We start from the raw sequence: 25,657 nt of genomic DNA on the forward strand, positions 1-25,657 counted from the left end.
GACAGCGGCACGGCGCGCGGCCCGTTTCTCCCCGGCGCAGCGGGGGACCCGGTCCTGGCAGCCTGGAATCGGCGGCTGGGACCGGACCCGAGAGGGCCGGACGACCGAAGGGACCTGAAGGAGTCATGACCGCGGACATCGGCACCAGGAGCACCACGCGACCGGAGACGGGATGGGTGAAGAAGCGCGTTCGGAGGCAGTCGGGCCCGCGGACCTGCGTTCCCGCGACGATCGGTGAAACGGCCCGCCAGGACCGGACCGCCCCCGACTGGAACATCGTCCGGGGCGAGGACTGACCAGGACTGGAACATCGTCCGGGGCGAGGACTGACCAGGCGTCAACTCAATCCCGTACGAAGAGAGTTACGGGTGGCACCGGGCGCGGCCCTCAGATCGAGGCGTCCGTCTCGGAGCGCAGCCGGCGGACCTCGCCCTCCGGAGGGCGAGGACCCTCGTCCACCACGCGCTCGGGCATGTCCTCGTCCGGGATGAGGTGGGCGCCCTCCTCATCCCCGGGGTCCGCGTCGCCGTCCTCGGCGATCATGTCGTGCTCGGCGTCCTCATGGGCGCCCACGTCGAGGGCCAGGAACCGTTCCTCGGGGTCCGCGCCCACCTCGTCGTCCGGGAGATCGTCCCTGTCCCCCGCCGGGCCGGCCGAGCCGTCGTCCTCGTCGCGCTCCTCCAGCGCCGGATCCGTCCGCTCCTCGGCCAGCTTCTCGTCCAGGCTCTCCCCCTCGCGCTGCTCACGCGCCGTGGTGCCCCGATGGTCCACCGCCAGGGGGCGCTCGGGCGGCGACCACCCGTCGTCGAAGGGGTCCGAGCCCCGGTACTCCAGGGTGTCCTCAGGATCGAGGATGCCTTCGTCCTCGCGGATGTCGGGACCTCCCGGCTGGTAGACCTCATCACCCATGACGTCGTCCTCGCTCTGGCTGCCCAGGACGGGCGCGACCCTCCGGGGGGATCGAAGGGTCATCGGCCCATGTCTCCAGGCTCGCCCAGCGCACCGGTTCCGGCATGCCGGAACCTCACGCGACCACGGAGGGTCACCGAAATCGGGGCGTGGGGGTTCTCGGTCCCCACGTTTGAAGCCCGTCCCAGGGGTCACTCGACTCCTCGACACTCGAAGCCGATCGTGATGGGGAGTGAGACATCGTGAGTGGCGAGCAGAAGGCCAAGGCCAAGATGGAACAGGCCAAGGGCAAGACCAAGGAAGCGGCCGGGCGCGCCGTGGGCAACGAGCGGATGACCGCCGAGGGCCGGGCCGAGAAGGCCAAGGGCGACACACGGCAGGCCAAGGAGAAGATGAAGGACGTCTTCAAAGGCTGAACGCCCGCACGCCTGAGAGGCCGAGGAGCTGACGGCCGAGAGGGCGGACAGCTCAGGTCCAGGGAGTCGGCGCGGCCGCCGAGCCCAACCACGTGGGGCCCGTTCCGGTGAACGGGCCCCACGGTCGTGCGCCGACCACGACCGTGGGGCCCGTCCGCCCGGCCACCCCCGGGATCTGTACGGCGGCCGGGGAGTCCGTACGGCGGACGCGGGAGCCCGTGCCGGACGGCTGCTCCGGAACCCGTGCCGAAGGGTGCTCCGCCGCTCGTACCGGCCGCCCGGGATCTCGTGTTGCCGCGGACCCCCACGGGCCGAAGATGGTGGGGGCGGCGGAGAGGAGTCCCGGCGTGGAACCGGACGTGCGGGCGGACGGTCGGCAGGACCGCGAGCCGGGACCGGCCGAGGGGGCCGATCCGCGGCGGTGGCGCGCCCTGTGGGTCACCCTGACGGCCGGGTTCATGAGCCTGCTCGACGTCACCATCGTCGCCGTCGCCCTGCCCTCCATGCAGCGGGCCCTGCACGCCTCCGCCCCGTCGATCCAATGGGTCGTCTCCGGCTACGCCCTCACCTTCGCCCTGGTTCTCGTGACCGCGGGACGGCTGGGGGACGCGATCGGCCGGCGCCGGATCTTCCTGCTGGCCCTCGCCGCCTTCGTCCTGTGCAGCGCGGCCGCGGGCGCCGCGCCCACCATCACGCTCCTCGTCGTGGCCCGGCTCGCCCAGGGCACGGCCGCGGGCTGTCTCGCGCCGCAGAACTCCGCCCTCATCCAGCAGATGTTCCGGGGAGCCGAGCGCGGGCGGGCGTTCGGGCTCTTCGGTGCGGTCGTCGGCGTCTCCAGCGCGGTGGGCCCGGTCATCGGCGGCCTGATCCTGATGCTCGCGGACGGTCCCCAGGGCTGGCGATGGATCTTCTACGTGAACGTGCCGGTCGGAGCCGTCGCCTTCCTGCTGGGCCTGCGCCTGCTGCCGAGGGTCGCCCCGCGTCGCCGTGAGCGGCTCGATCTGCGCGGTGTCCTGCTGCTCGGCTCGGGGGTCCTCGCGCTGATGCTTCCGCTGATCCTCGCCGAGTCCGGCGGTGTACGCAGGCTGTGGTGGCTCTTCCCGGCGGGTCTTGGCCTTCTCGTCGGGTTCGCCCGGTGGGAGCGGCGCCTGACAGCGACCGGCGGACAGCCGCTCCTCGATCCGCGCCTGGTGACGAGCACGCGGGGCTACTCCGCCGGAGCGGCCATCGCCGCCCTGTACTTCGTGGGGTTCAGCGGCGTGTGGCTGGTGTTCGCCCTGTACTTCCAGAACGGCCTGGGCTACTCGCCGCTGCGCTCGGGGCTCGCGGTGACACCGTTCGCCATCGGTTCGGCCGCGGCCGCCGTGGTGGCGGGTCGGCTCGTCGAGCGGCTGGGCCGGCTGCTGACCGTGTGCGGTCTCACCGCCGTCGCGCTCGGTCTCGGCGGTGCCGTGCTGATCCTGCGCCTCGCGCCCGGGGAGCAGGCCCTGTGGTACGCGGCTCCGGCCCTGTTCGCCGGCGGGCTGGGCAGCGGCTGCGTGATCTCCCCGAACGTCACGATGACGCTCAGGGACGTGCCGGTACGGATGGCGGGCGCGGCCGGCGGCGCCTTGCAGACGGCTCAGCGGCTGGGCGGCGCCATCGGTACGGCGGCGCTGCCCGGGCTGTTCTACCTGGTGCTCGGCACCGGCGGGCACGCCTTCGGCCCGGCCGTGACCGTCGCCGTCGGCTCCGGGCTCGTGGCCGTCCTCTGCGCCCTCGCCCTCGCGGTGTACGACTGGCTGCGCGACCGTGAGTCCCGGCCGCCGCGGAATCCGCGCGAGCCGTCCCGCGACCACACCCGCGCCGGCCGGCCCTGAGCCGCTGACCCGCGCCGTGCAGGGGACCTGACAGTGCCGTGCGCGCACGAGGGCACCGGCCGCGCTCACAGCTGACGCACAGCGGCCGAAAAGATCGCGCGGGAGTGGTGAACCCGCAGCAGACCATGGTCAGTTCAAGCCGATGTCTTGTCGCCTTCATGACAAGTCCGTCGGCAGGATGCCAGGCTGCTCTCGAACACTCACACCTGCTTCACACCCCCTCCACAAGGCCACCCCGCTTCGCCGACCCCCTCCGTACGCTCGGCATCCCCCCTCCCGGCCCCCCACCCTCCGGCCCTCGGCCCCTTCGCACCCCCTCCCGTCGGCGCACCCGCGTCCTCGTGATCCACGCGCCCCGCGCTCCCGCGTACCCGAGCGCCGCCGAGCGGCACCGCGTGCTGCTTCCGCCTGCCGCCCAGCCCTCCGACCACCTCGGACCGGCCGTACCCCGCCGGTCCCGGACGCCCGGGGCTCCACCCGGGCAAGCCCCCCGCAGAAGGAGACGGCATTGAACCGGCACCACTCCTCCGTCCGCAGGCGCAGACGCGCCACCGTCCTCGCGCTCACCGCCGCGAGCTCCTTACTGGCCCTGGCCGTCCGGCCCGGCTCCGCGTCCGCGGCCTCGGCGGACCTCGCCCCCGGCAGGGCGGTCATCGAGATCACCGCCGCGGGGAACCCGGTTCCCGCCCGGATCGCCGCCGAGCCCCGTGCGCGTGCCCTCGCGGCCCCGCTGTCGCCCGCCCGGCACGCCGAACTGGTCAGGAGCGCGGGAGCGGCGGCGGGCGCCACGGCGAGGCTGCTCGGCCTCGGCGCCCGGGAGCGACTCGTCGTCAAGGACGTCGCCCAGGACCGGGACGGTACGACCCATACGCGCTACGAGCGCACCTACGCGGGGCTGCCGGTGCTCGGCGGCGATCTGGTCGTCCACCTGAAGGACGGCCGGAGCACGGTGTCCGAGGCGACCCGGGCCACGGTCACGCCCGCCACCGTCACCCCGAGGATCTCCGCCGCCGGTGCCGCGGCCCGGGCCCTCGCGGTGGCACGGGAGGCGGCCGTGGCGAGGCCCGGGATCGGTGAGGCGCCCCGGCGGGTCGTCTGGGCCGAGGGCACCCGCCCGGTCCTGGCCTGGGAGACGGTGGTCGACGGCGTCCAGCGCGACGGCACACCGGCCGAGCTGCACGTCGTGACCGACGCGTCCTCCGGCAAGGTCGCCTCCCGCTACGAGGGCGTCGACACGGGCACGGGCACGGGCCAGTACGTGGGCACGGTGCCGCTCTCCACCACGCCGTCCGGAGCCTCGTACCAGCTGGTCGACGGCGACCGCGCGGGTCACCGCACCTACGACCTGGGCCAGGGAACCTCGGGCACCGGGACCCTCTACACGGACGACAACGATGTCTGGGGCAACGGCACCCAGAGCGACCGGCAGACCGCGGGCGTCGACGTCGCCTACGGGGCGGCGGCGACCTGGGACTACTACAAGGACGTCTTCGGCCGCAACGGGATCCGCAACGACGGAGTCGCCGCCTACAGCAGGGCCCACTACGGCAACAACTACGTCAACGCCTTCTGGTCCGACAGCTGCTTCTGCATGACCTACGGCGACGGGGCGAACAACGCCAAGCCGCTGACGGCGCTGGACGTGGCGGCCCACGAGATGAGCCACGGCGTCACCAGCGCCACCGCGAACCTGACGTACTCGGGGGAGTCGGGAGGGCTCAACGAGGCGACGTCGGACATCTTCGCCGCGGCGGTGGAGTTCCACGAGAACCTCGCGGCCGACGTTCCCGACTACCTGGTCGGCGAGAAGATCGACATCCGCGGCAACGGGACACCCCTGCGCTACATGGACAAGCCGTCCAGGGACGGTTCCTCCCGCGACTACTGGGACTCCTCGCTGGGCGGCATCGACGTCCACTACTCCTCGGGTCCCGCCAACCACTTCTTCTACCTGCTGTCCGAGGGGAGCGGCGCGAAGACCGTCAACGGGGTGTCGTACGACAGCCCCACCCACGACGGTCTGCCGGTGACCGGGATCGGCATCGAGAACGCCGCCCGGATCTGGTACCGCGCGCTGACCACGTACATGACCTCGACGACCGACTACCACGGTGCCAGGACCGCCACCCTGCGGGCCGCGGGCGATCTCTTCGGGACGTACAGCCCCACTTATCTCGCCGTCGCCGACGCCTGGGCGGGCATCGCCGTCGGCGACCGCATCGCGCTGGGGGTCAACGCCGCCCCGGTCGCCGACCAGACCTCGGGAGTCGGCCAGGAGGTCTCCCTCCAGGTGGACGCGTACACCACCAACACCGGGGCGAGCCTGACCTACTCGGCCACGGGACTGCCCGAGGGCCTGGCCATCGGCGACACCGGACTGATCTCCGGGATCCCGGTCACCCCCGGGACCAGCGACACGACGGTCACGGTGACCGACAGCACCGGCGCGACCGTGTCCGTGCCCTTCCGCTGGCGCATCGCGTACGTCTACGCCAACGCGACCCGCGTGGACATCCCCGACCTGGGTCCAGCGGTCGAGTCGCCCATCACCATCACCGGCCGGCCGGGCAACGCCTCGGCGGCCACCGAGGTCTACGTCCACATCGTCCACACCTACCGCGGTGATCTGACGGTCGATCTGGTCGGCCCCGACGGAACCGTGTACTCGCTGCTGAACCGCAGCGGCGGCGGGGCGGACGACGTGGACCAGACGTTCACGGTGGACGCCTCCGCGCAGCCGGTCGAGGGCACCTGGAAGCTGCGCGTGCGCGACCTCGCGTCGATCGACGTCGGGTACATCCAGGAGTGGCGCATCACCCCCTGACCCAGAACTCCTCGGAGCCCGTCCGGACCGCTCTTCAGGTCCGGGCGGGCTCTTCGCGTCTTCAAGCCTTGACGGATTCCAGCGGTCCCCGGCCCGTCCGAGGCGTCCCGATCCAGGCCACACCCCCTGCGGCGGCCGGTCAACGCGGGTTCGGCGAACACAAGTTGAAGAAATCCGTGTCGAGGGACTTGTCACCTCGATGGTTCATTACTTAAATCAAATCGTGAACTAAGCGAGCCGCGCTGCCAGTTCACCGTCATCCCTGTGCAAGCAGCTGTGTCCACAGCTGCTCAACAAGTGTGTCCGCTCCACTCGTCACCCCACCCGCATGGAGTCACGGCATGAAACTCAGAACCCTGGGTGTCGCGCTGGCCGCTATGGCCGCGCTCGTCACCCTGCCCTTGCAGAGACCGGCCGCAGCGGCCGAACTCCCGCTGTCCCAGGGCAAGACGGCCACGTCCTCCTCGGACGAGAACGGCGGCACCCCCGCCGCCTACGCCGTCGACGGCGACACCGCCACCCGGTGGTCCTCGGCCGCTACGGATTCCCAGTGGCTCCAGGTCGACCTCGGCGCCTCGGCGACGATCACCAAGGTCGTCCTCAACTGGGAGACCGCTTACGGCAGCGACTACCGCATCCAGACGTCACCGGACGGCAGCACCTGGACCGACATCAAGACGGTGACCGGCGGCGACGGGGGCACCGACAGCCTCGACGTCTCCGGCCAGGGCCGCTACGTGCGCATGTACGGCGTCCACCGCGCCACTCAATACGGATACTCCCTCTGGGAGTTCCAGGTGTTCGGCACCGGTTCCACCACGACGCCGACGACCTGCGGCACCGCGAACGCGGCGCAGGGAAAGACGGCCACCGCCTCTACCACCGAGAACGCGGCGAGCCCCGCCTCGGCCGCGTTCGACGGCAACACCGCAACGCGCTGGTCCAGCGCCTTCTCCGACCCGCAGTGGGTCCAGGTCGACCTGGGAGCCTCCAGCGATCTGTGCCGGGTCGACCTCAACTGGGAGGCGGCGTACGGCAAGGCCTTCCAGATCCAGTCCTCCACGGACGGCCAGAACTGGACCGTCCTGAAGTCCGTCACGGACGGCACCGGGGGCACCGCCTCCTACGACGTCTCCGGCAAGGGCCGTTACGTACGGATCTACGGAACGACCCGGGGCACCGCCTACGGGTACTCCCTGTGGGAGGTCGCCGTCCACACCGGTACGGGCAGCAGCATTCCGCCCGTGCAGGGTGGCGGGGACCTCGGGCCCAACGTCATCGTCGTGGACCCCTCGACCCCCGATCTCCAGGGCAAGTTCGACCAGGTCTTCGCCCAGCAGGAGTCGAACCAGTTCGGCTCCGGCCGCTACCAGTTCCTGATGAAGCCCGGCACCTACAACGGCATCAACGCCCAGGTCGGCTTCTACACCTCGATCTCGGGCCTCGGCCTGAACCCCGACGACGTCCACATCAACGGCGACATCACCGTGGACGCGGGCTGGTTCAACGGCAACGCCACCCAGAACTTCTGGCGTTCGGCGGAGAACCTCTCGATCACCCCCTCCAACGGCACCGACCGCTGGGCGGTTGCCCAGGCCGCTCCCTTCCGGCGCATCCACGTCCAGGGCGGCCTCAACCTGGCCCCGAACGGCTACGGGTGGGCCTCCGGCGGCTACATCGCCGACTCCAAGATCGACGGTACGGTCGGCCCGTACTCCCAGCAGCAGTGGTACACCCGTGACAGCTCGGTCGGAGGCTGGACCAACGGCGTCTGGAACATGACCTTCTCGGGCGTCCAGGGGGCACCGGCGACGAACTTCGACTCCGGCCCGTACACCACCCTGGACAGCACCCCGGTCTCCCGCGAGAAGCCCTACCTGTATCTGGACGGCAGCACCTACAAGGTGTTCGTGCCCTCCAAGCGCACCAACGCCCGTGGCGTCTCCTGGCCCAACACGGCCGGTACGTCCCTCCCGCTCGACCAGTTCTACGTCGTCAAGGCCGGCGCGACCGCGGCGACCATCAACGCGGCCCTCGCCCAGGGCCTCAACCTGCTGTTCACCCCGGGCGTCTACCACCTCGACCAGACGATCAACGTGACCCGGGCCAACACCGTCGTCCTGGGCCTCGGCCTCGCGACGATCGTCCCGGACAACGGCGTCGACGCGATGCACGTCGCCGACGTCGACGGGGTCAGGCTCGCCGGGTTCCTGATCGACGCGGGCCGCTCCAACTCCGACACCCTGCTCCAGATCGGCCCGGCGGGTTCCTCGACCGACCACTCCGCCAACCCCACCACCATGCAGGACGTGTTCGTGCGGATCGGCGGTGCGGGCCCCGGCCTCGCCACCGACTCGGTCGTGGTCAACAGCGACGACGTCGTGATCGACCACACCTGGCTCTGGCGCGCCGACCACGGGGACGGAGTCGGCTGGGACACCAACCGCGCCGACTACGGACTCGTGGTCAACGGCGACGACGTCCTGGCGACCGGCCTGTTCGTCGAGCACTTCAACAAGTACGACGTGCTGTGGAACGGCGAGGGGGGCCGCACGATCTTCTTCCAGAACGAGAAGGCGTACGACGTGCCCAACGCCGCCGCCGTCACCCACGACGGCATCGTCGGATACGCGGCCTACAAGGTCGCCGACTCCGTCTCCACGCACGAGGCCTGGGGCCTGGGAAGTTACTGCAACTTCACCACGGACCCCTCGATCGTCCAGGCGCACGGCTTCCAGGTCCCGGTGAAGACGGGGGTCAAGCTGCACGACATCCTGGTGATCTCCCTGGGCGGCAAGGGACAGTACGCCCACGTCGTCAACAGCACCGGCGCGCCCACCTCGGGGACGGACACCGTCCCGTCCAAGGTCACCCAGTTCCCGTGATCCCGAACGGTGCCGACTGACCGGTACACGGGTGCTGGCGCTCCCTCCAGGAAGGTCCTGGGGAGCGCCGGCACCGCCGCGTGGGCGGCGCCGGACGCGGGCGGCCGTCGTGCGCTCAGCGCGAGGGGTGCCCCGAGCGGGAGCCCGTCGCGGTGCGCGCCGCGTCAGCGGTCGCATCGAGCGGCAGGTCATGACCGCGGGGCGTCTCCAGGTCGGGCGGCCCGGCCGGTTCCACCCCCGCGGCGTGGGCCAGGAGACGGTGGGCGAGCTCCCGTGCCTCGGCGGGAGTCAGCGAGGCCCAGACCCCGTGTTCGTCGCCCTGGTCAGGACCCACGTCCAGCGTCACGCGGCCGATCGTCCGGCCCGGCGTGGGCAGCCGCAGTTCCTTCACGTAGATCGTGCGGCCGCAGGAGGTCACCAGGGGCAACTCGCCCGCCCCCGCCGCTCGTAGCCGCCGCTGTCCGGACGCCGTCATCGCTCTCACGCCTTTCCACGAGCACAACCGCCGGTGGGTCCACCGCACCGGGTGGAACGCCGCTCTCCGGCACCCGCCGGACTGCTCACGTCAGCGTCAGGACGTACGGGTTTGTTCCCGCCGAAACGCCGGCCGGGCCGGGTCAGCGGGGCAGGGGTCCCTTGGTGCGCAGGGCCCCGAGGCGCTCCAGGAGCAGGCCCTCCCTGGTCGACCAGGGGGAGATCTCCACGCTCGTCGCCCGGCACGCCTCCATCAGGGCTTCCGCCACCAGCGCCCCGGCCAGGGACTGTCCGGCCCGGTGACGTGAGATGCCGGGCAGCCGGCCGCGGCCCGCGGACCCGTTCTTGGCGAGCACGCCCACCGCGGCCCGTACCTCGTCGAGGGTCAGCCGCTGCGGTGCCCCGGAACGGTCGCGGCCCGCGGTGGTGTAACGGGCGAGCTGGGTGAAGGTCTTGGAGCAGGCGAGCACCCGCCCGTCCGGATCGGCGCGCGGCAGGTCCGCCACCTCGGCGAGACGGCCGGACAGATGGTCGCGCACCTCGGCGAGCCGCCGCTTGGAGGACACGGCCTCGTCGAGTTGCCAGGCGCGGGTGACCGTCCGGGCGCCCAGCGGCAGGGAATGGGCCGTGCGGGGCCGTCTGGAGGTCCCCGAGGCGACCTCCACGGTGCCGCCGCCGATGTCGAGCACCAGCAGCGAGCCGGGCCGCTCGCCCGCCCAGTGACGTGCGGCCACATAGGCCAGCCGGGCCTCCTCCTCGCCGGACATCACCCGCAGCCGGGTGCCGGTGGCGCTCGCCACCTGGGCGAGGACCTCGTCGCGGTTGGGCGCGTCGCGGATCACCGAGGTCGCGAACGCGTACACCTCGGGCAAGGCCCCGCGGTTCTCGGCGAGCGTCTCGGCCACGGCCCGCTGCACACTGCGTACGCCCGATTTGTCCAGCCGTCCCGTGGAGTCCAGCGTCTCGTGCAACTGGAGCCGTACCTTTCGGGACAGCACCTCCTCCATGGCGACCCCGGCGCGGCGCCGCGCCACGGTGAGCAGAGCGCTGTGACACCCGACGTCTAGTACACCTGCCTGACGCACTGTGTTAACCACCCGTTTTCCTGCCGAAGGGGATCCGCGAACTCACCATTGTCCCGCAAGGCGGCCGCCATGACGCGACACGATTTCGTTTCGGCTCGTCAAACGCCCGTCAAGGGCATGTCGGGGGTCCGTCGGGGCGGCACGGCGACACCGGGCGTCCACCGAGGGCGAGTTGGCGTCCTGCCGGACGGCGGCCGGCGCGCGGGTGGAGGGCCGGTGTCAGATGACGGAGTGGCTCATGTCACTGTCCGGCGCGTCGGCCAGCGGGACCACGGCGGTGATCCGCTTGCCGACGGGTTCGCGGTACACCTCGAAGGCGTGGCACACGGCCATGACGATCTCCAGGCCGTGCTGCCCGACGCGTCCCGCCTCGGCGGCGCGCGCCACCGGAAGGGTCGGGTCGGAGTCCCACACGGTCGCCCGGACGGCCCCCTGGGTGACCTCCAGCGTCAACAGGCAGGGACCGCCCGCGTACTTGACCGCGTTGGTCACCAGTTCGCTGACGACCAGCGGGACCATGCCCATCACCCGCCCGGAGACGGGCAGCCCGGCCACCGCCTGCACCCGCGTCAGGAAGTCGCGGGTGAACGCCCGCGCCTCGGCGATGCACGCGGAGTCACCGTCGTACGCGACTGAGGCCTCGATCAGTGCACCCCGCTGTTCCTTCTGTCCCGCTTCGCTCACCCGATGGCCCATACGATCCGTCCCGCGTTCGCCTCTTCGACGGTGGCCGTCTGCCCCGGAAACGGGACTTCACTCCGTCCGCCCGCGCATTCGTTCAGCGATACGACGCCGGGGGCCTGGCGAGGTCACTCGTCGGCGACCCTCACGGTGACCGGGGTGCCCGCCTCGATCGTGCGGCTGACCGTGCACAGCCGGTCGTGGGAGGTCTTGACGGCGCGGGGGAGGATGGCCCGGGCCCGGTCGCCGGGTTCACCGTCCGGGAACGCCACGGAGAAGGTGACGGCGAGGTCCGTCATCCGGTTGCCCCGCTCGTCGGTGATCTTGTCGCCGGTCACGGTCAGCGTGAACCGCGTGGGCTCGACATGGCGGGCGGTCGCCACGTCGACGTCGGCCGCGGTGCACCCCCCGATGGCGGCGAGCAGCAGTTCGACCGGGGTGAACGCGTCCTCCGCGCGGCTCCCGCCCGTGCCGAAGGAGATCGTCCCGCCGCGTGCGTTCGTCGCGGTGAAAGCGCCGGTGCCGGTCCGCTCGACGGTGACGCGGCGCAGGTTGTCGTCAGTCATACCGCCGACCCTAATGCGGGGCCCCGGTGACCGCGCGGAGGCCGCGGGGGCCCGGGACCCGGCGTCAGTCGGGTGGGTTCGGGCGGACGACACCGAGGTCGTAGGCGAGGATGACGGCCTGGACGCGGTCGCGGACGCCGACCTTCGCCAGGACGCGCCCGACATGCGTCTTGACCGTCGACTCCGCCACGACGAGACGCTCGGCGATCTCGCTGTTGCTCCAGCCCTCGCCGATCGCGACGAAGATCTCGTACTCGCGCTCGGTCAGGGCGTGGACGCGGGGATCGTCCTGGGGCCTGGCGCCGGACGGGTCGTGCGGGAGGTGTTTGCTGTAGGCGTCCAGGAGGCGCCGGGTCAGGGCGGGCGCGATCACCGCGTCGCCCGCGGCGACCGCCCGGATCCCGGCGAGCAGCTCCTCGGGATGGGCGTCCTTGAGGAGGAATCCGCTGGCCCCGGCCCGCAGCGCCGCGTAGGCGTACTCGTCCAGGTCGAACGTCGTCAGGATCAGCACGCGGGAACGTCCGCCGGAGGCGACGACCCGGCGGGTGGCCTCGATGCCGTCCATCCCGGGCATCCGTACGTCCATGAGGATCACGTCCGGGCGGAGTTCGGCGGCACGGCGGACGGCGTCGCCGCCGTGGGAGGCCTCGCCCACGACGTCGGTGTCCGGGGTGCTCTCCAGGAGCATGCGGAAGCCGAGGCGTTGCAGCGGCTGGTCGTCGACGATGAGCACACTGGTCACGAGGCACCGCCCGAGACGGCCGAGGGAGCGAGATCGGTCCCGGGCGGAGGGGTGAGGTCCAGGGTGGCCCGCAGCGTCCAGCCGCCGTCGGGGGCGGGTCCGGCGACGACCGTTCCGTCGTAGAGGGCCGCGCGTTCTCTCATGCCGGGGATTCCGTGCCCTTCGTCGTCGTGCGGCCGGGGGCGGGCGCCGGTGCCCGGGCCGGTGTCGTGGACGTCGATGTGCAGCAGCGCCTCCTCGACGATCACCGCGAGCTCGACGCGTGTCTCGGGGCCCCCGTGCTTGAGGGCGTTGGTCAGAGCCTCCTGGACGATGCGGTACACGGCCAGCTGGACACCCCGGTCCAGGCCGCCCAGTTCGCCGCTGCTGCGGTGGACGACCCGCGGGCCGGCGGCCCGGATCCGCTCGCACAGGGCGTCGATGTCCCCGATCCCCGGCTGGGGGCTGAGCTCGGGCGCGCTCGGAACCGCGGGCCGCTCGCGCAGGACGCCCAGCATGCGGCGCAGCTCGCCGAGGGCCTGGCGCCCGGTGTCACCGATGAGCAGCAGGGCCTGCTTCCCGCGTTCGGGCGCGACGTCGCTCGCGTACGCGCCGCCGTCGGCGAGGGTGATGATGACGGAGAGGTTGTGGCCGACGATGTCGTGCATCTCGCGGGCCACCCGGGTGCGTTCGGCGGCGGCGGCGAGTCTGCTGCGCTGGTCGCGCTCGACCTCCAGCCGGGTCGCGCGGTCCCGCAGGACGGCGAGCTGGGCGCGCCGGATGCGGACCGCGAGGCCGAGCGCGACGGCCGCGGTTATCGCGCAGAAGAGGAAGAACAGCGCGTCGAGCACATGCACGCCGGACGGCAGTCGCACGGCGACCAGGCCCAGCGCTCCGGCGGTGACCGCGCAGGCCAGCGGCAGCCGCCGCAGTTCTCCGTGCAGGACCAGGCTGTACAGGGCGATCAGGACGGCGACGTCGGCGCGCAGCCAGACGCCCAGCGCCAGCTGGAGGATGAGCACCGCGGTGATCACGCCGAAGGCCAGGAAGGGCCGCTTGCGCCGCCACAGCAGCGGGACCACGAGACCGGCCTGGAGCGCGAGCGTGCCCGGCACGGACAGGTGGGTGAACTGGGTGTCGAACGGATGGTGCCGGCCGTCCCCGTCGTGCACCAGGTCGGGCAGGCAGAACAGCAGGGCGACGACGGCCGTCACCACCGAGTCGAGGATCCACGGCCGACCGCGGTCGCCGCGCTTGAGGCGGCGGCCGAGACGGGACAGCGCACGGGCCAGGGGATGGTTCCACGGCAGCTCCGCCTCCGCGAAGGGCGGATCGTCCGCCGGCTCGCGCGGGGCGGTGTCGTCGGTGTTCATGGGAGTCGGTCCGCGCTCATGGGTCTCACCTGTCCATTGTGGGTCCGGCCGCGTCCTCGTACGCGCCTGTGGGGTGGCTCGTACGGGCGTCACCGCGGGGTCCTCGGCCGGGTGCCCGGACAGCACGGCACCGGACCGGGTGGTCGGGTGCCGTGCCGTGTCGGTGGCGTACGTCGGACGGGGCGTCCGGCGTGCGGTGGGTTACGCGTCCGTGCGGACGAGCCGGTAGGCGGCGCCCGCCGTCGCGAGCACGGTCCAGCCGAGGAAGACCACGAGACCGGCCGTCGGCGACAGCGAGGTCGCGTCGTGGGTCAGCGCGAACATCGACTCACCCGCGTTGCTCGGCAGGTACGGGCTGATGTTGTCCTGCCACGAGCTGGGCAGCAGCGAGATCAGACCGGGCACCAGCATGAGCGAGGCGACCAGGACCGAGATACCGCCGGCGACCGAGCGGAGCAGAGCGCCGAGGGCGGTGCCGATCACGCCGACCAGACCGAGGTAGAGGCCCGCGCCCAGCAGGCTGCGGACCACGCCGGCGTGGGACATGGTCAGCGCCGCGGGCGTGCCCGAGACGATCCCGCTGTCGATCGTGAAGGCGACGAAGACGCCGACGGTGGCGACGACCAGCGCGACCAGTCCGAACACCGAGGCCTTGGACCACAGCACCGGCAGTCGGCGCGGCACGGCGGCCAGGGTGGACCGGATCATGCCGGTCGAGTACTCGCCCGCCGTGATGAGCACGCCCAGCACGCCGAGTGCCAGCTGCGCGAAGTTCGTGCCGAACACGGAGAGGCTGAGCGCGGTGGCCGCGACATCGTCCCGGTGCAGCGGGCGCCCGGAGTTGAGCTCGGACTTGTAGTGCGCGGCGGCGATCACGCCGAACGCGACGAGGAACAGCAGTCCGAGGCCGAGGGTGATCCAGGTGGAACGCAGGGACCACAGCTTCGCCCACTCGGAGCGCAGCACGCGGCGTCCGGTGACCTTGTACTCCGGACGTGCCGCTCGTACGGGTGCGGGCGCGGGGCTGTCGGTGACGGTGACGGTGCTCATGCCGCCCTCCCAGGGGCCTCGACGGTGGCGCTGGCGTGGTACTCGACGGCGTCGCGGGTCAGCTCCATGAACGCCTCTTCGAGCGAGACGCTCCGGGAGCTGAGCTCGAACAGCGCGATGCCGTGCTCGGCGGCCTTGAGACCGATGGCCCGGGCGGACAGACCCGTCACCTGGAGCTCCTCGGACCCGGCGGTGCCGGTGATCTCGACTCCGGGACCGGCCAGGGCGTCACGCAGCCGGGAGGCCTGGTCGGACGCCACGGTGACGGTGTCGCCTCCGGCCTGCTGGACGAGCTCCCGCACAGTGGTGTCCGCCAGCAGACGCCCGCGTCCGACGACGATCAGATGGTCGGCGACGAGCGCCATCTCGCTCATCAGGTGCGAGGAGACGAAGACCGTACGGCCGTCGGCGGCGAGTCCGGTCAGCAGGTTGCGGATCCAGAGCACGCCCTCGGGGTCCAGTCCGTTGACCGGCTCGTCGAGCATGATCGTGGCCGGGTCGCCGAGGAGGGCCGCGGCGATGCCGAGGCGCTGGCCCATCCCGAGGGAGAAGGCGCCCGCGCGCTTCTTGGCCACGGACTGAAGGCCGGTCAGTTCGATGACCTCCTCCACCCGGCGGCGCGGAATGCCGTGGGTGTAGGCCTGAGCCATGAGGTGGTCGAAGGCGGAACGGCCCGGGTGGATCGACTTGGCCTCCAGCAGCGCGCCGACCTCCTGGAGAGGGGCCGCGTGCCGGGCGTAGTGCTTGCCGTTGACGGTGACGTTGCCGCTGGACGGCGCGTCCAGTCCGACGATCATGCGCATGGTGGTCGACTTGCCCGCGCCGTTGGGGCCGAGGAAGCCGGTGACGGTACCGGGCTTCACGACGAAGTCCAGCTGGTCCACCGCCGTCTTCTCCCCGTACCGCTTCGTCAGCTGTTGTGCCTCGATCATCGAAGTTCCCTTGCTTTCGGGGGCAGGCCCCCCACCTGACTGCTCACCCACAACGCTAGGAGACGCCGGCCCCGGATCCGTGGTACCCGAGAGCTCGGTTGGGGCGGGGCACGTAGTACCGCGGTATCACCCCGCTACGGCGCTCGTATGACAGGGCCGGTCAGGGACGCCTCCCGTGCGCCCTCAAAAATGGCAGGGGTGACAATTGACAGAACCGGCGCCGGTGGTGAGGGTGGCACCATGCCAGAGAGAACCGAGAAGCCAGGGCTGCGTGAGCGCAAGAAGGAAGAGACCCGGCGCGGACTGCGCGAGGCCGCCGGACGGCTGTTCGCCGAGCACGGATTCGCGGAGACCACGGTGGCCGGCATCGCCGCCGAGGCGAACGTGTCGGAACGGACCTTCTTCCGCTACTTCGACAGCAAGGAAGCCCTGCTCCTCCCCGACGGGATCGAGCTCTTCGCGCGCATAGAGGAAGCCTTCCTGGCCCGGCCCGACGACGACACCCCGCTGGAAGCGGCCTGCGGCGCCATCACCGACGCGGTCTCCTACTTCGCCTCCAGCAGTCTGACCGCGCTCGCGCATCCGCTCGACGAGATCCGTGAACAGGCACGCGAGGGACTGTCCCGGCAGTTCCAACAGTTCGAGGCCCGCCTGACCGCGCTCGTCCAGCAGCGCCTTCCGGCGACGGCCGAGGACGCCGACCTTCAGGCGGCCGTCATCGCCAACTGCGCGCTGGGCGCCGCGCGCGCCGTCCTGCGGACCCTGCGCGACCGCCGTACGGCCGGAGTTCCCGTGGAACCCGACCGGCTGCTCCCGCAGGCCTTCACCTTCCTGACCATGATCGGAGCCTCCTCCTCGTGAACCGTCGCCGTCGCGTCGTCCTCACCGCCCTGTGTCTGACCGCCGTGGCCGCGGCCGCCGTGACCACCGACCTCGTCGTCGAAGCCCGGGTGAGGAGCAAGGTCGCGGAGACCGCCGTGTGCCGTCTGGGCGGGGCCAAGGGGGTGCGGGTCGATCTCGACGACACCCTGGCCGGGCTCCAGTCGCTCACCGGCACGGTCGGCGCCGTCCACGTCAACGCCGAGGGCGTGCGGCGCCAGGGCACCGACATGGACGTCGACGTCCATCTGCGGGACGTGTCGACCGGCGGCGCCACCTCGGGCGGGACCGCCACCGCCACCATCGCCTACGAGGCGCTGGACCGGAGCGCCGGTGGGCGGGGAGGTGCCGGCCCGGACGGGCTGAAGACGGGAACGGACGGCGAACGGCTCACCCTCACGGGCGCGGCGGGCGGGTCGGGGCTTCCCTTCACCGTGGTCACCGAGCTGTCCACCACGTCCCGCGGCCTCACCATCACACCGACCGGCGTCCAGGTCCTCGGCCGGGTCGTACCGGTCTCGGAGCTCTCCGTGCTGCCGGGCGCGGGGGGCCTCGCCGCGAAGCTCAAGCCGCGCACCATCGACATCCAGAAGCCGCCGCGGGGCGCCACCCTCGTCGGCGCCCACGCCGAACGCGCCGGTCTCGTCCTGGACTTCAAGGTCGCCCCGGCCGGTGAGGGGCGGACGGTGAGGACGGCGGGTGCGTCGTCCGCGTGCGCGTCGGGCAAGGGGCGGACGGACAGCTGAGAGCGGCCGTGCCGTCCGGCGGGGGAGGCGCGGGGTGAAGACGAGGTCCGGAAAAATGGCACCGCTGACAATTGACGGCACTGTCATCTTCCCGGTTAAGTTGTGGCAGTCCTGCCACTTCTTCTGGAGGCGCGGTGTCCCTTCCCTCTGCCCCGGTTTCCCTGGTGCCGCCGCCTCCGGCCGTGCCGCGTCCGTCCGCCCTGCACCGCACGGGTGCCTTCTGCGCCCGGCACCCCGTGTGGGTGATCACCGCCTGGCTGCTCGTGCTGGCCGCCGCGTTCGCGGGCCGGAACGCGGTTGGGGCGGCCTTCGGCGACCAGGTCAGCCTTCCCGGCAGCCGGACGGCCGTCGGCGCGGACCTGCTGGAGCGATCCGACCCGGCCGCGGGCGCGGCCGGCGGCAAGGTCGTCCTCCACGTCGACTCGGGCAAGGTGTCCGACCACGCCGCCGCCCTGGAGGAGACGCTCGGCCGGCTGAGGGACCTGCCCCATGTCACCGCCGTCGCCGCACCGGTGACCAGCTCCGACGGCGCGACGGCGTACACCGCGGTGTCCTTCGACCGGAAGCTGAAGTCCCTCGGCCACGGCTACACCGAGCGGCTCGACGAGGCGACGACTCCCGCCAGGGACGCGGGAATCGGCGTCGGCTACGGAGGCGATCTGCACGACATCGTGCGCGCCCCCGCCGACGACGCCCTCGCCGAGGCGACCGGCGTCGGCGCCGCGCTGATCGTGCTGCTGCTCGCCTTCGGCAGCGTCGCCGCCGCCCTCATGCCCCTGCTCACCGCTCTGATCGGCGTCGGCGTGGGCCTCGGAGTGGTCGGCATCGTGGCCGGCACACTGACCTTCGCCACCTCGGCGCCCACCCTGGCCACGATGATCGGACTCGGGGTGGGCATCGACTACGCGCTCTTCCTGATCACGCGGTTCCGGCAGTACCTGATCGACGGGGACGATCCCCTGGCGGCCGTGGGCCGCACGACCGCCGTCAGCGGCAAGGCCGTTCTGGTCGCCGCCGTCACGGTGGCCGTCGCCCTGCTCAGCCTCTACGCCTGCGGACTGACCATGATCGGGCGGCTGGGTCTCGCCGCCACCATCGCGGTGGTCGTCACGGCCGCCGCGGCGCTCACCCTGGTGCCCGCGGCCATGGGGCTCGTGGGCCGCCGCGTCGACGTCCTGCGCGTCCGGCGCAGGCCGGTCGCCGAGAGCGCCGGCGACCACGACGGATGGCACCGCTACGCACGGCTGGTCGCCCGGTACCCGTGGCGGTTCTTCACGGCCGGATTCGTCCTCGTCGCCGTCTGCGCGATACCGCTGTTCTCGATGCGCCTCGGGCACATCGACGACGGCGCGGACCCGGCGGGCAGCACCACCCGCGACGCGTACGACTGGATCGCCGACGCCGATGGTCCCGGCTTCGGGCCTGGCGTCAACGGCCCCTTCACCCTGGTCGTCGACCTCGCCCACGCGACCGTGCCCGCCGACCGGGTCGCGAGCCGGCTCACCGACGGACTGACGAGGACGGACGGCGTCGCGAACGTCACGCCACCGATGACCAGCGCCGACGGCAAGGTCCTCGTCACCACCGTCGTTCCCGTCACCGGCCCCCAATCGGCCGCCACCGGGGCCCTGTTCGCCACGCTCGGCGACTCCGCCGTGCCCCACGCGCTCGAAGGCACCGGAACGCGGGGGTACGTGACCGGCAGCACCGCGGGTCAGATCGAGTTCCGCGACACCGTCACCGAGCGACTGCCCCTCATCATCGCCATCGTGCTCGTCTGCGCGTTCCTGCTGCTGACGGTCGTCTTCCGCAGTCTGGTGATCCCCCTCAAGGCGGTCGTCCTGAACCTGCTCACGACCGGCGCCTCGTACGGCGTCCTCGTCGCCGTCTTCCAGTGGGGCTGGGGCGACAGCCTGCTCGGCCTCGGTGAGCCCGTGCCGATCGAGTCCTACGTCCCCATGATGATGTTCGCCATCGTCTTCGGCCTGTCGATGGACTACGAGATCTTCCTGCTCTCACGCATCGCCGAGGAGTGGCACGCGACGGGTGACAACGAGCGGGCGGTCGGCACCGGGCTGTCGCTCACCGGCCGGGTCATCACCTGTGCCGCGCTCATCATGACGGCGGTGTTCCTGTCCTTCACCGGCTCACCGGCCGTCGTGGTCAAGATGCTCGCCCTCGGCCTGGCCGTCAGCGTCGTCCTCGACGCCACCGTCGTACGCCTGGTCCTGGTGCCGTCGCTCATGTTCCTGATGGGGAGGGCGAACTGGTGGCTGCCGCGATGGTTGGAGAGCCGTCTGCCACACACGACCGTCTGACGGCGGAGGGGGGGCACCCCGCCGCCGCCACCTCGCCGATGTCGGGTCCCGCCCGCTTGCTCGTTATCATCCGATAGAGGCGTCTTCTTAACATTTCTTTCATGTGTGGCCTTTCCTCCGGAGTGGTCGATGTCCCGCAATCCGCCGACGGACGACGACGAGCTGCTCACCCGGCTCGGCACGCTGACCGCCCAGGCGCGTGAACGCGCGGAGTTCCAGCGCTCACAGGTCGAACTGGCCATCGCGCTGCAACGAGGCATGCTTCCGGGAGACCTGCCCTCCGCCCCGGGATTCGACATGGCCGTCCAGTACGCGCCCGCCTGCTACGGCCTCAACGTGGGCGGGGACTGGTACGACGCCTTCAGGCTGCCCGGCGACCGCATAGGCCTGTCCATAGGTGACGTACAGGGCCACAACATCGAGGCCGCCGCGTTCATGGGGCAGGTCAGGGTCGGTCTGCGGGCCCTCGCGTCCGTCACCGACGACCCCGGAGAGCTCCTCGCCCGGACCAACGACCTCATCCTGTCCCTCGGCTCCGACCTCTTCGCGACCTGCACCTTCATGCGGCTCGACCCGGCCACCGGCATGCTGGAGAGCGCGCGGGCCGGGCACATACCGTGCGTCTGGGCCTCGGCGGACGGGAAGTCCGGCATCACCGAGGACGAAGGAGGCCCGCCGCTCGGCGTCGAGCCCGGGACGCTCTACCCGGTGACCCGGCACCGCCTCACCACCGGAGGAGTCTTCGTCCTGCTGACCGACGGCGTGGTCGAGGGCCCCTCGATGACCGTGGACGACGGACTCGGCCAGGTCGTACGGCTCGCCGGGATCGCGGCCGTCGCGGGCCTGTCGGCCCGTTCGCTGGCCGCCGCGGTGATCAAGGGGGCCGAGCGCGTGGGACACGAGGACGACGCGGCCGTGCTCGTCGTCCGCCACGGCGCGCCCACCGTCCTGGTCCGCTGAGGGGCCCACCGCCCCCGCCCGGCGGGCGCGCGCTCGCCTCGCCGACAGGGCCCGGGCGGTGTCTGATGGCTCTGTGGTGGCTACACAGGAGATGCGCCGGCCCGTCGTCGTCGCTCTTCAGACGCTGGTGATCGCCGCCTGCTACTACGGAGCAGGGCGGCTGGGACTCATGCGGCGGCTGAGCGTCGAGGGAGCCGTCTTCACCCCCATCTGGCCGCCCACGGGGGTGGCCGTCGCGGCCCTGCTGCTCGTCGGCCTGTGGGCCTGGCTCGGCATCGCGATCGGGGCCTTCCTGGTCGTCCTGTCCCTCTCCTCGTTCGCCTCGCTCCAGCCCTCGGCGGCCGGCATCGTGGCCGGCAACACCGTCGCCCCGGTCTGCGCCTACCTCCTGCTGGCCGCCGTGCACTTCCGACCCGATCTCAGCCGGTTCCGCGACGGCCTCGCCCTGGTGTTCCTGGCGGCCCTCGGCGCCATGACGATCAGCGCGTCCGTCGACGTCGGCCTGCTCGTCCTCACGGACAAGATCGCCCTGGAGGACTTCTGGCCGGTCTGGCTGGCCTGGTGGGTGGGGGACGCGATGGGCGTCCTCATCGTCACCCCGGTCATCCTGATGCTGTACGCCCTGCGGGCCCCGCTGAGCCTGTCGCGGTGGAAGGAGGCCGTACTGATCCTCGGCGCGGCCGCCGTCCTGGTGCCGGTCGCCACCCGCTCCTCCATCAGCATGATGTTCCTGGTCTATCCGCTGCTGATCTGGGCGGCCCTGCGGTTCGAGCTGCCGGGCAGCCTGGTGTGCGCCCTGTTCGCCTCCGTCATGGCCACCGTCGCGGCCACCGACGGCGTCGGCCCGTTCCAGCGGCTGACCCACACGGAGGTCATGATCAAACTCCAGGCCTTCAACGGGACCATGGCCCTGACGGCCCTCCTGCTGTCCGCGGTCATCACCGAACAGCGCAACACCAGACGCTCGGTGGAACGGGCCTGCCAGGAACTGGTGGAGGTACTCGAACATCTGACGACCGGGAATCCCACGCCCAGGCCGCCTCCCGCGGAGGAGGAGGGCTACGGCTGACGGTCGGCACCGTGCCGCCGTACGCCTCCGTGGGGAAAGATGAGCCCGACAGCGTTGAACCACCGACACGGAGGTGCGGGTACATGCAGCACGAGCGAGCGGGCCGTCCGGCCGGCCCCGAGGACCTCGTCGACGTGGCCCGGCTGGTCACCGCGTACTACGCGCTCCACCCCGACCCGGCCGAACCCGGCCAGCGCGTCGCCTTCGGTACGTCGGGACACCGGGGTTCGTCCCTGGCGACCGCGTTCAACGAGGACCACATCGCCGCCACGAGCCAGGCCATCTGCGAGTACCGCGAAGGCCAGGGCACCGACGGCCCGCTGTTCCTCGGCGCCGACAGCCACGCGCTCTCGGAACCCGCCAGGGTCACCGCCCTGGAGGTGTTCGCGGCCAACGACGTGACCGTGCTCCTGGACAGCACGGACGGCTACACGCCCACTCCGGCGGTGTCGCACGCCATCCTCACGTACAACCGCGGGCGCTCCTCCGGCCTCGCCGACGGTGTGGTGGTCACCCCTTCGCACAATCCGCCCGCCGACGGCGGCTTCAAGTACAACCCGCCGAACGGCGGCCCGGCGGGTTCCGAGGCGACCTCCTGGATCCAGGACCGCGCCAACGAACTCATCAAGGGCGGCCTCAAGGACGTACGGCGCATCCCCTACGCCCGGGCGCTCACCGCGCCCGGCACCGACCGTCACGACTTCCTCGGCACCTATGTGGCCGATCTGCCCCAGGTGCTGGATCTGGACGCGATCCGCGAGGCCGGTGTCCGTATCGGCGCCGACCCGCTGGGCGGGGCCTCGGTCGCCTACTGGGGGCGTATCGCCGAACAGCACGCGCTGGACCTGACCGTGGTCAATCCGCTCACGGACCCCACCTGGCGGTTCATGACGCTGGACTGGGACGGCAAGATCCGCATGGACTGCTCCTCCCCGTACGCGATGGCCTCGCTCATCGAGCGGCGCGACCGCTTCCAGATCTCCACCGGCAACGACGCCGACGCCGACCGCCACGGGATCGTCACCCCCGACGGCGGCCTCATGAACCCCAACCACTACCTCGCCGCCGCCATCGCCTACCTCTACTCCCACCGGGACCGGTGGCCCGCCGGGACGGGGATCGGCAAGACCCTGGTGTCGTCCGGGATGATCGACCGGGTCGCCGCCGACCTCGGCCGCCGGCTGGTCGAGGTGCCCGTCGGGTTCAAGTGGTTCGTGGACGGGCTGGTCGACGGCTCCCTCGGGTTCGGCGGCGAGGAGTCGGCGGGCGCCTCCTTCCTGCGCCGCGACGGCTCGGTCTGGACCACCGACAAGGACGGCATCATCCTGGCCCTGCTCGCCTCCGAGATCACGGGAGTGACCGGGAAGACGCCCTCCGAGCACTACACCGGACTCACCGCGCGCTTCGGCGAGCCCGCCTACGAGCGCATCGACGCCCCCGCCTCGCGCGAGGAGAAGGCCCTGCTGGCCAAGCTCTCGCCCGCGCAGATCACCACCGACACGCTCGCGGGGGAACCGGTCACCGCGGTCCTCACCGAGGCGCCGGGCAACGGCGCGCCCATCGGCGGCATCAAGGTGACCACCGAGAACGCCTGGTTCGCGGCCCGTCCCTCGGGCACCGAGGACGTCTACAAGATCTACGCGGAGTCGTTCCTCGGCACCGATCACCTGCGCCGGGTGCAGGACGAGGCCAAGGCGGTGGTCTCGGCGGCCCTGTCCGGCTGAGGCCGTACCCGCGGCGCCGTGGTCCCCGTGGAACGGCGCCGCCTTCCGCCGTTCCACGGGGCGGTCCCGGGCGCCGGCGCCGATCACGTTCCGGCCCCCGGTGCGGGAGGACCGGGGGCGTGGGGGAGTCCCCGGCGGTTCGGCGGGATGATGGCCCGTATGCGCATCCGTATCGACGCCGACGACCTGCCCGGATCCACCTGCCCGGCCCCCGAGGGGCGGGGCACCGGCTCGGCGTACGACAACATCCACGTGGCCGTGCAACGCCGTGACCGGCCGGCCGAACTCCTCGATCCCCAGCCGGGCGACGGCGTGTCCGCGACCTGGACGCTCGCGTGCACGGCCGAGCCCACACCGGCGGGCCTGGAGGTGACGGGCCCCTATGTGCAGTATCGCCTGGGGCACCGGTTCATCTATCTGTCGTGGGGCACCGTCGACGAGGCGGGCGTCTTCAGCATGTTCCGCCGGGCCAAGCTCATGCTCGACGCCGTCCCGGCCGACGTGCTCGCCGCCGCCGCGCGCGAGGGCCTCCTCGTCGGCCGCCTGGGTCTGACCGACGCGCTCGGCCACCCGCGCTGCGCCCGTGTCGTGCCGCCGGACATCGAGTGGACGGTCGAAACCGCCGCGTAGCGCCTCGGGCTCCACGTCGCGTTAGAACCTATAACGAAAGTTCTTGACGCTCACGCCCGTCGGTAATAACCTCTAACTAAAGCGAGATCGGGTAACTCGCGCGGATCGCAATGGAGGTCGTCATGAACGCCGAAGGGCTCGTCGAGGTCGTCCTGCCGGGCAAGGTGGAGCCGGAGGGGCTGGAGATCCGGACCGGCGCCGTGCCCGTCGCGGGCCCCGGCCAGGTCGTCGTCCGGATGGAGGCGACCGGCGTCTCCTTCGCCGAACAGCAGATGCGCCGCGGGCGGTACTACGACCAGCCCCCGTTCCCCTTCGTGCCCGGCTACGACCTGGTCGGCACCGTTCTCACCACGGGCGAGGGAGTCGACCCGGGGCTCACCGGCACCCGGGTCGCGGCCCTGCTCAAGGTCGGCGGGTGGGCCAGCCATGTGCGGGTGGAGGCGGCCGACGTCGTACCGGTGCCCGCCGGGGTCGGGGCGGCGGAGGCGGAGACCGTGGTCGTCAACGGCATCACGGCCTGGCAGATGCTGCACCGCAAGGCGCGGGTCCGCGCCGGGCAGACCGTCCTCGTGCACGGTGCCAACGGCGGCGTCGGTTCGGTCCTGGTCCAGCTCGCCCGTGCCGCGGGCGCGAAGGTGATCGGCACGGCCTCCGCGCGCCACCACGACGCCCTGCGGGAACAGGGTGTGACCCCCGTCGACTACCGCACCGAGAACGTGGCCGCCCGCGTACGGGAACTCGCGCCCGGCGGTGTCGACGCCGTGTTCGACCACGTCGGGGGCCGCAGCGCCGTCGACTCCTGGCACCTGCTCGCCCCCGGCGGCACGCTCGTCTCCTACGGCAGCGCCTCCACCCGCGACGACACGGGGTCCAAGCAGTGGCCCGTGCTCAAGCTGCTCGGCCGGGTGTGGCTGTGGAACAGCCTGCCCAACGGCCGGCACGCCTACTTCTTCAACATCTGGGCCGGCAAGGCCCTGTCCCAGAACCGCTTCCGCGCCCGGCTGAGCGCCGACCTCACGCAGGTCTTCGACGCCCTCCGGCGCGGTGACGTCACCGCCCGGATCGCCGCCCAGCTGCCGCTGACCGAGGCCGCCGAGGCGCTGCGACTGGCCGAGTCCGGCACCGTCGCCGGCAAGGTCGTCCTGAGCTCCTAGTCCTTGTCGGGCAGGCCCTGGGGCTGGTCCTCCACGACCATCTCCCCCAGGAGGGACCAGTCGTCCTGGGGGAGCTTCACGTTCACGATGCGCGGTGTCGCGGTCAGATGGCCCGGCAGGGTCTGCTGGGCGGCCTTGAAGTGCGCGGACTGGACGTGGGACGCCCCGGCCTCGTCGTCGCGGAAGGCCTCGACCAGGACGTACTCCGTCGGGTCGTCGAGGCTGCGGGACCAGTCGAACCACAGACAGCCGGGCTCGGCGCGGGTGGCGGCCGTGAAGTCGGCGGTGATCTCCGGCCACTTCTCCGCGTCCTCGGGGCGGACGCTGAACTTGACGGTGATGAAGATCATGAGTGCTCCTCGGGTCGGCTCCGAGACATTCTGTGCCGTCCGGGCCGGTTCC

At 71.8% G+C, this 25,657-nt stretch carries 23 protein-coding genes; 13 read left to right on the plus strand and 10 right to left on the minus strand.

The window, feature by feature from the left end:
• The first annotated feature begins 125 nt into the window (after positions 1-125).
• Positions 126-296: a hypothetical protein gene (locus ACZ4AA_RS15775; RefSeq protein ID WP_467601442.1), complete on the plus strand. Its 171-nt coding sequence runs from the start codon at positions 126-128 to the stop codon at positions 294-296.
• A gap of 91 nt (positions 297-387) precedes the next feature.
• Here ACZ4AA_RS15775 and ACZ4AA_RS15780 read toward each other — a convergent pair whose 3' ends face one another.
• A complete protein-coding gene (locus ACZ4AA_RS15780; protein ID WP_467601444.1) occupies positions 388-972 on the minus strand; it encodes a DUF5709 domain-containing protein in 585 nt (194 codons plus the stop codon).
• Between the two features lie 179 nt (positions 973-1,151).
• Here ACZ4AA_RS15780 and ACZ4AA_RS15785 point away from each other — a divergent pair, with 179 nt between their 5' ends.
• The 4 genes from ACZ4AA_RS15785 to ACZ4AA_RS15800 all read left to right on the plus strand — a co-directional run bounded on the left by ACZ4AA_RS15785 (position 1,152) and on the right by ACZ4AA_RS15800 (position 8,893).
• Positions 1,152-1,325, plus strand: a complete 174-nt coding sequence (locus tag ACZ4AA_RS15785) for a CsbD family protein (protein WP_339133505.1) — start codon at positions 1,152-1,154, stop codon at positions 1,323-1,325.
• Between the two features lie 317 nt (positions 1,326-1,642).
• On the plus strand, positions 1,643-3,184 hold the full coding sequence (locus ACZ4AA_RS15790; RefSeq protein WP_467601446.1) for an MFS transporter: 1,542 nt from the start codon (positions 1,643-1,645) through the stop codon (positions 3,182-3,184).
• A 508-nt stretch (positions 3,185-3,692) separates the two neighbouring features.
• Complete coding sequence (locus ACZ4AA_RS15795; RefSeq protein ID WP_467601449.1) at positions 3,693-6,008, plus strand: M4 family metallopeptidase; 2,316 nt, start codon at positions 3,693-3,695, stop codon at positions 6,006-6,008.
• 341 nt (positions 6,009-6,349) lie between these two features.
• Positions 6,350-8,893, plus strand: a complete 2,544-nt coding sequence (locus tag ACZ4AA_RS15800) for a discoidin domain-containing protein (RefSeq protein ID WP_467601451.1) — start codon at positions 6,350-6,352, stop codon at positions 8,891-8,893.
• A gap of 115 nt (positions 8,894-9,008) precedes the next feature.
• Here the strand turns inward: ACZ4AA_RS15800 and ACZ4AA_RS15805 are convergent, their stop codons facing one another.
• From ACZ4AA_RS15805 to ACZ4AA_RS15840, 8 genes are all read right to left on the minus strand, one after another.
• Positions 9,009-9,368, minus strand: coding sequence for a hypothetical protein (locus ACZ4AA_RS15805; protein WP_467601452.1), 360 nt, complete (start codon positions 9,366-9,368; stop codon positions 9,009-9,011).
• Positions 9,369-9,510: 142 nt separating this feature from the next.
• The gene (locus ACZ4AA_RS15810; protein WP_467601454.1) at positions 9,511-10,464 is read right to left on the minus strand and encodes a Ppx/GppA phosphatase family protein; all 954 of its coding nucleotides are present in this window, start codon (positions 10,462-10,464) and stop codon (positions 9,511-9,513) included.
• 207 nt (positions 10,465-10,671) lie between these two features.
• Positions 10,672-11,148, minus strand: a complete 477-nt coding sequence (locus ACZ4AA_RS15815) for an ATP-binding protein (RefSeq protein WP_467601456.1) — start codon at positions 11,146-11,148, stop codon at positions 10,672-10,674.
• Positions 11,149-11,261: 113 nt separating this feature from the next.
• Positions 11,262-11,699: an OsmC family protein gene (locus ACZ4AA_RS15820; protein WP_467601458.1), complete on the minus strand. Its 438-nt coding sequence runs from the start codon at positions 11,697-11,699 to the stop codon at positions 11,262-11,264.
• Between the two features lie 64 nt (positions 11,700-11,763).
• Positions 11,764-12,441: a response regulator gene (locus tag ACZ4AA_RS15825; RefSeq protein WP_467601460.1), complete on the minus strand. Its 678-nt coding sequence runs from the start codon at positions 12,439-12,441 to the stop codon at positions 11,764-11,766.
• Positions 12,438-13,793, minus strand: a complete 1,356-nt coding sequence (locus tag ACZ4AA_RS15830) for a sensor histidine kinase (protein WP_467601462.1) — start codon at positions 13,791-13,793, stop codon at positions 12,438-12,440. Before ACZ4AA_RS15830 ends, ACZ4AA_RS15825 begins: the two co-directional genes overlap by 4 nt.
• Before the next feature lie 201 nt (positions 13,794-13,994).
• Positions 13,995-14,843, minus strand: a complete 849-nt coding sequence (locus tag ACZ4AA_RS15835) for an ABC transporter permease (RefSeq protein WP_467601464.1) — start codon at positions 14,841-14,843, stop codon at positions 13,995-13,997.
• Positions 14,840-15,775 carry an ABC transporter ATP-binding protein gene (locus tag ACZ4AA_RS15840; protein WP_467601466.1) on the minus strand — a complete coding sequence of 312 codons (936 nt, stop codon included), beginning with the start codon at positions 15,773-15,775 and terminating at the stop codon, positions 14,840-14,842. The genes ACZ4AA_RS15835 and ACZ4AA_RS15840 overlap by 4 nt, the downstream gene beginning before the upstream one ends.
• Before the next feature lie 240 nt (positions 15,776-16,015).
• On the opposite strand from ACZ4AA_RS15840, the gene ACZ4AA_RS15845 reads away from it, so the two are divergent.
• The 8 genes from ACZ4AA_RS15845 (at position 16,016) to ACZ4AA_RS15880 (ending at position 25,255) form a co-directional block, all read left to right on the plus strand.
• Positions 16,016-16,636, plus strand: coding sequence for a TetR/AcrR family transcriptional regulator (locus ACZ4AA_RS15845; protein WP_467601468.1), 621 nt, complete (start codon positions 16,016-16,018; stop codon positions 16,634-16,636).
• Positions 16,633-17,400: a hypothetical protein gene (locus ACZ4AA_RS15850; RefSeq protein WP_467601470.1), complete on the plus strand. Its 768-nt coding sequence runs from the start codon at positions 16,633-16,635 to the stop codon at positions 17,398-17,400. The genes ACZ4AA_RS15845 and ACZ4AA_RS15850 overlap by 4 nt, the downstream gene beginning before the upstream one ends.
• 134 nt (positions 17,401-17,534) lie before the next feature.
• Complete coding sequence (locus ACZ4AA_RS15855; RefSeq protein ID WP_467601472.1) at positions 17,535-19,718, plus strand: MMPL family transporter; 2,184 nt, start codon at positions 17,535-17,537, stop codon at positions 19,716-19,718.
• Positions 19,719-19,847: 129 nt separating this feature from the next.
• Positions 19,848-20,678, plus strand: coding sequence for a PP2C family protein-serine/threonine phosphatase (locus ACZ4AA_RS15860; protein ID WP_467601474.1), 831 nt, complete (start codon positions 19,848-19,850; stop codon positions 20,676-20,678).
• A gap of 73 nt (positions 20,679-20,751) precedes the next feature.
• Positions 20,752-21,747 carry an MASE1 domain-containing protein gene (locus ACZ4AA_RS15865; RefSeq protein ID WP_467601476.1) on the plus strand — a complete coding sequence of 332 codons (996 nt, stop codon included), beginning with the start codon at positions 20,752-20,754 and terminating at the stop codon, positions 21,745-21,747.
• Between the two features lie 83 nt (positions 21,748-21,830).
• A complete protein-coding gene (gene pgm, locus ACZ4AA_RS15870) occupies positions 21,831-23,471 on the plus strand; it encodes a phosphoglucomutase (alpha-D-glucose-1,6-bisphosphate-dependent) (protein WP_467601478.1) in 1,641 nt (546 codons plus the stop codon).
• Positions 23,472-23,630: 159 nt separating this feature from the next.
• Positions 23,631-24,101, plus strand: a complete 471-nt coding sequence (locus tag ACZ4AA_RS15875; RefSeq protein WP_467601480.1) for a DUF5990 family protein — start codon at positions 23,631-23,633, stop codon at positions 24,099-24,101.
• A 122-nt stretch (positions 24,102-24,223) separates the two neighbouring features.
• A complete protein-coding gene (locus ACZ4AA_RS15880) occupies positions 24,224-25,255 on the plus strand; it encodes a medium chain dehydrogenase/reductase family protein (RefSeq protein WP_467601483.1) in 1,032 nt (343 codons plus the stop codon).
• On the opposite strand, the gene ACZ4AA_RS15885 is transcribed toward ACZ4AA_RS15880, so the two are convergent.
• Complete coding sequence (locus tag ACZ4AA_RS15885) at positions 25,252-25,605, minus strand: putative quinol monooxygenase (protein ID WP_467601485.1); 354 nt, start codon at positions 25,603-25,605, stop codon at positions 25,252-25,254. The genes ACZ4AA_RS15880 and ACZ4AA_RS15885 overlap by 4 nt on opposite strands.
• Positions 25,606-25,657: the final 52 nt, after the last annotated feature.

The organism is Streptomyces sp. NPDC024698 (assembly GCF_055559015.1).

Coding starts and splice junctions, on each gene's coding strand:
- ACZ4AA_RS15830 (WP_467601462.1), bottom strand. CDS start 13,793: ATGAACACCGACGACACCGCCCCGCGCGAGCCGGCGGACGATCCGCCC.
- ACZ4AA_RS15780 (WP_467601444.1), bottom strand. CDS start 972: ATGACCCTTCGATCCCCCCGGAGGGTCGCGCCCGTCCTGGGCAGCCAG.
- ACZ4AA_RS15805 (WP_467601452.1), bottom strand. CDS start 9,368: ATGACGGCGTCCGGACAGCGGCGGCTACGAGCGGCGGGGGCGGGCGAG.
- pgm (WP_467601478.1), top strand. CDS start 21,831: ATGCAGCACGAGCGAGCGGGCCGTCCGGCCGGCCCCGAGGACCTCGTC.
- ACZ4AA_RS15860 (WP_467601474.1), top strand. CDS start 19,848: ATGTCCCGCAATCCGCCGACGGACGACGACGAGCTGCTCACCCGGCTC.
- ACZ4AA_RS15880 (WP_467601483.1), top strand. CDS start 24,224: ATGAACGCCGAAGGGCTCGTCGAGGTCGTCCTGCCGGGCAAGGTGGAG.
- ACZ4AA_RS15775 (WP_467601442.1), top strand. CDS start 126: ATGACCGCGGACATCGGCACCAGGAGCACCACGCGACCGGAGACGGGA.
- ACZ4AA_RS15800 (WP_467601451.1), top strand. CDS start 6,350: ATGAAACTCAGAACCCTGGGTGTCGCGCTGGCCGCTATGGCCGCGCTC.
- ACZ4AA_RS15875 (WP_467601480.1), top strand. CDS start 23,631: ATGCGCATCCGTATCGACGCCGACGACCTGCCCGGATCCACCTGCCCG.
- ACZ4AA_RS15885 (WP_467601485.1), bottom strand. CDS start 25,605: ATGATCTTCATCACCGTCAAGTTCAGCGTCCGCCCCGAGGACGCGGAG.
- ACZ4AA_RS15835 (WP_467601464.1), bottom strand. CDS start 14,843: ATGAGCACCGTCACCGTCACCGACAGCCCCGCGCCCGCACCCGTACGA.
- ACZ4AA_RS15820 (WP_467601458.1), bottom strand. CDS start 11,699: ATGACTGACGACAACCTGCGCCGCGTCACCGTCGAGCGGACCGGCACC.
- ACZ4AA_RS15845 (WP_467601468.1), top strand. CDS start 16,016: ATGCCAGAGAGAACCGAGAAGCCAGGGCTGCGTGAGCGCAAGAAGGAA.
- ACZ4AA_RS15790 (WP_467601446.1), top strand. CDS start 1,643: ATGGTGGGGGCGGCGGAGAGGAGTCCCGGCGTGGAACCGGACGTGCGG.
- ACZ4AA_RS15815 (WP_467601456.1), bottom strand. CDS start 11,148: ATGGGCCATCGGGTGAGCGAAGCGGGACAGAAGGAACAGCGGGGTGCA.
- ACZ4AA_RS15840 (WP_467601466.1), bottom strand. CDS start 15,775: ATGATCGAGGCACAACAGCTGACGAAGCGGTACGGGGAGAAGACGGCG.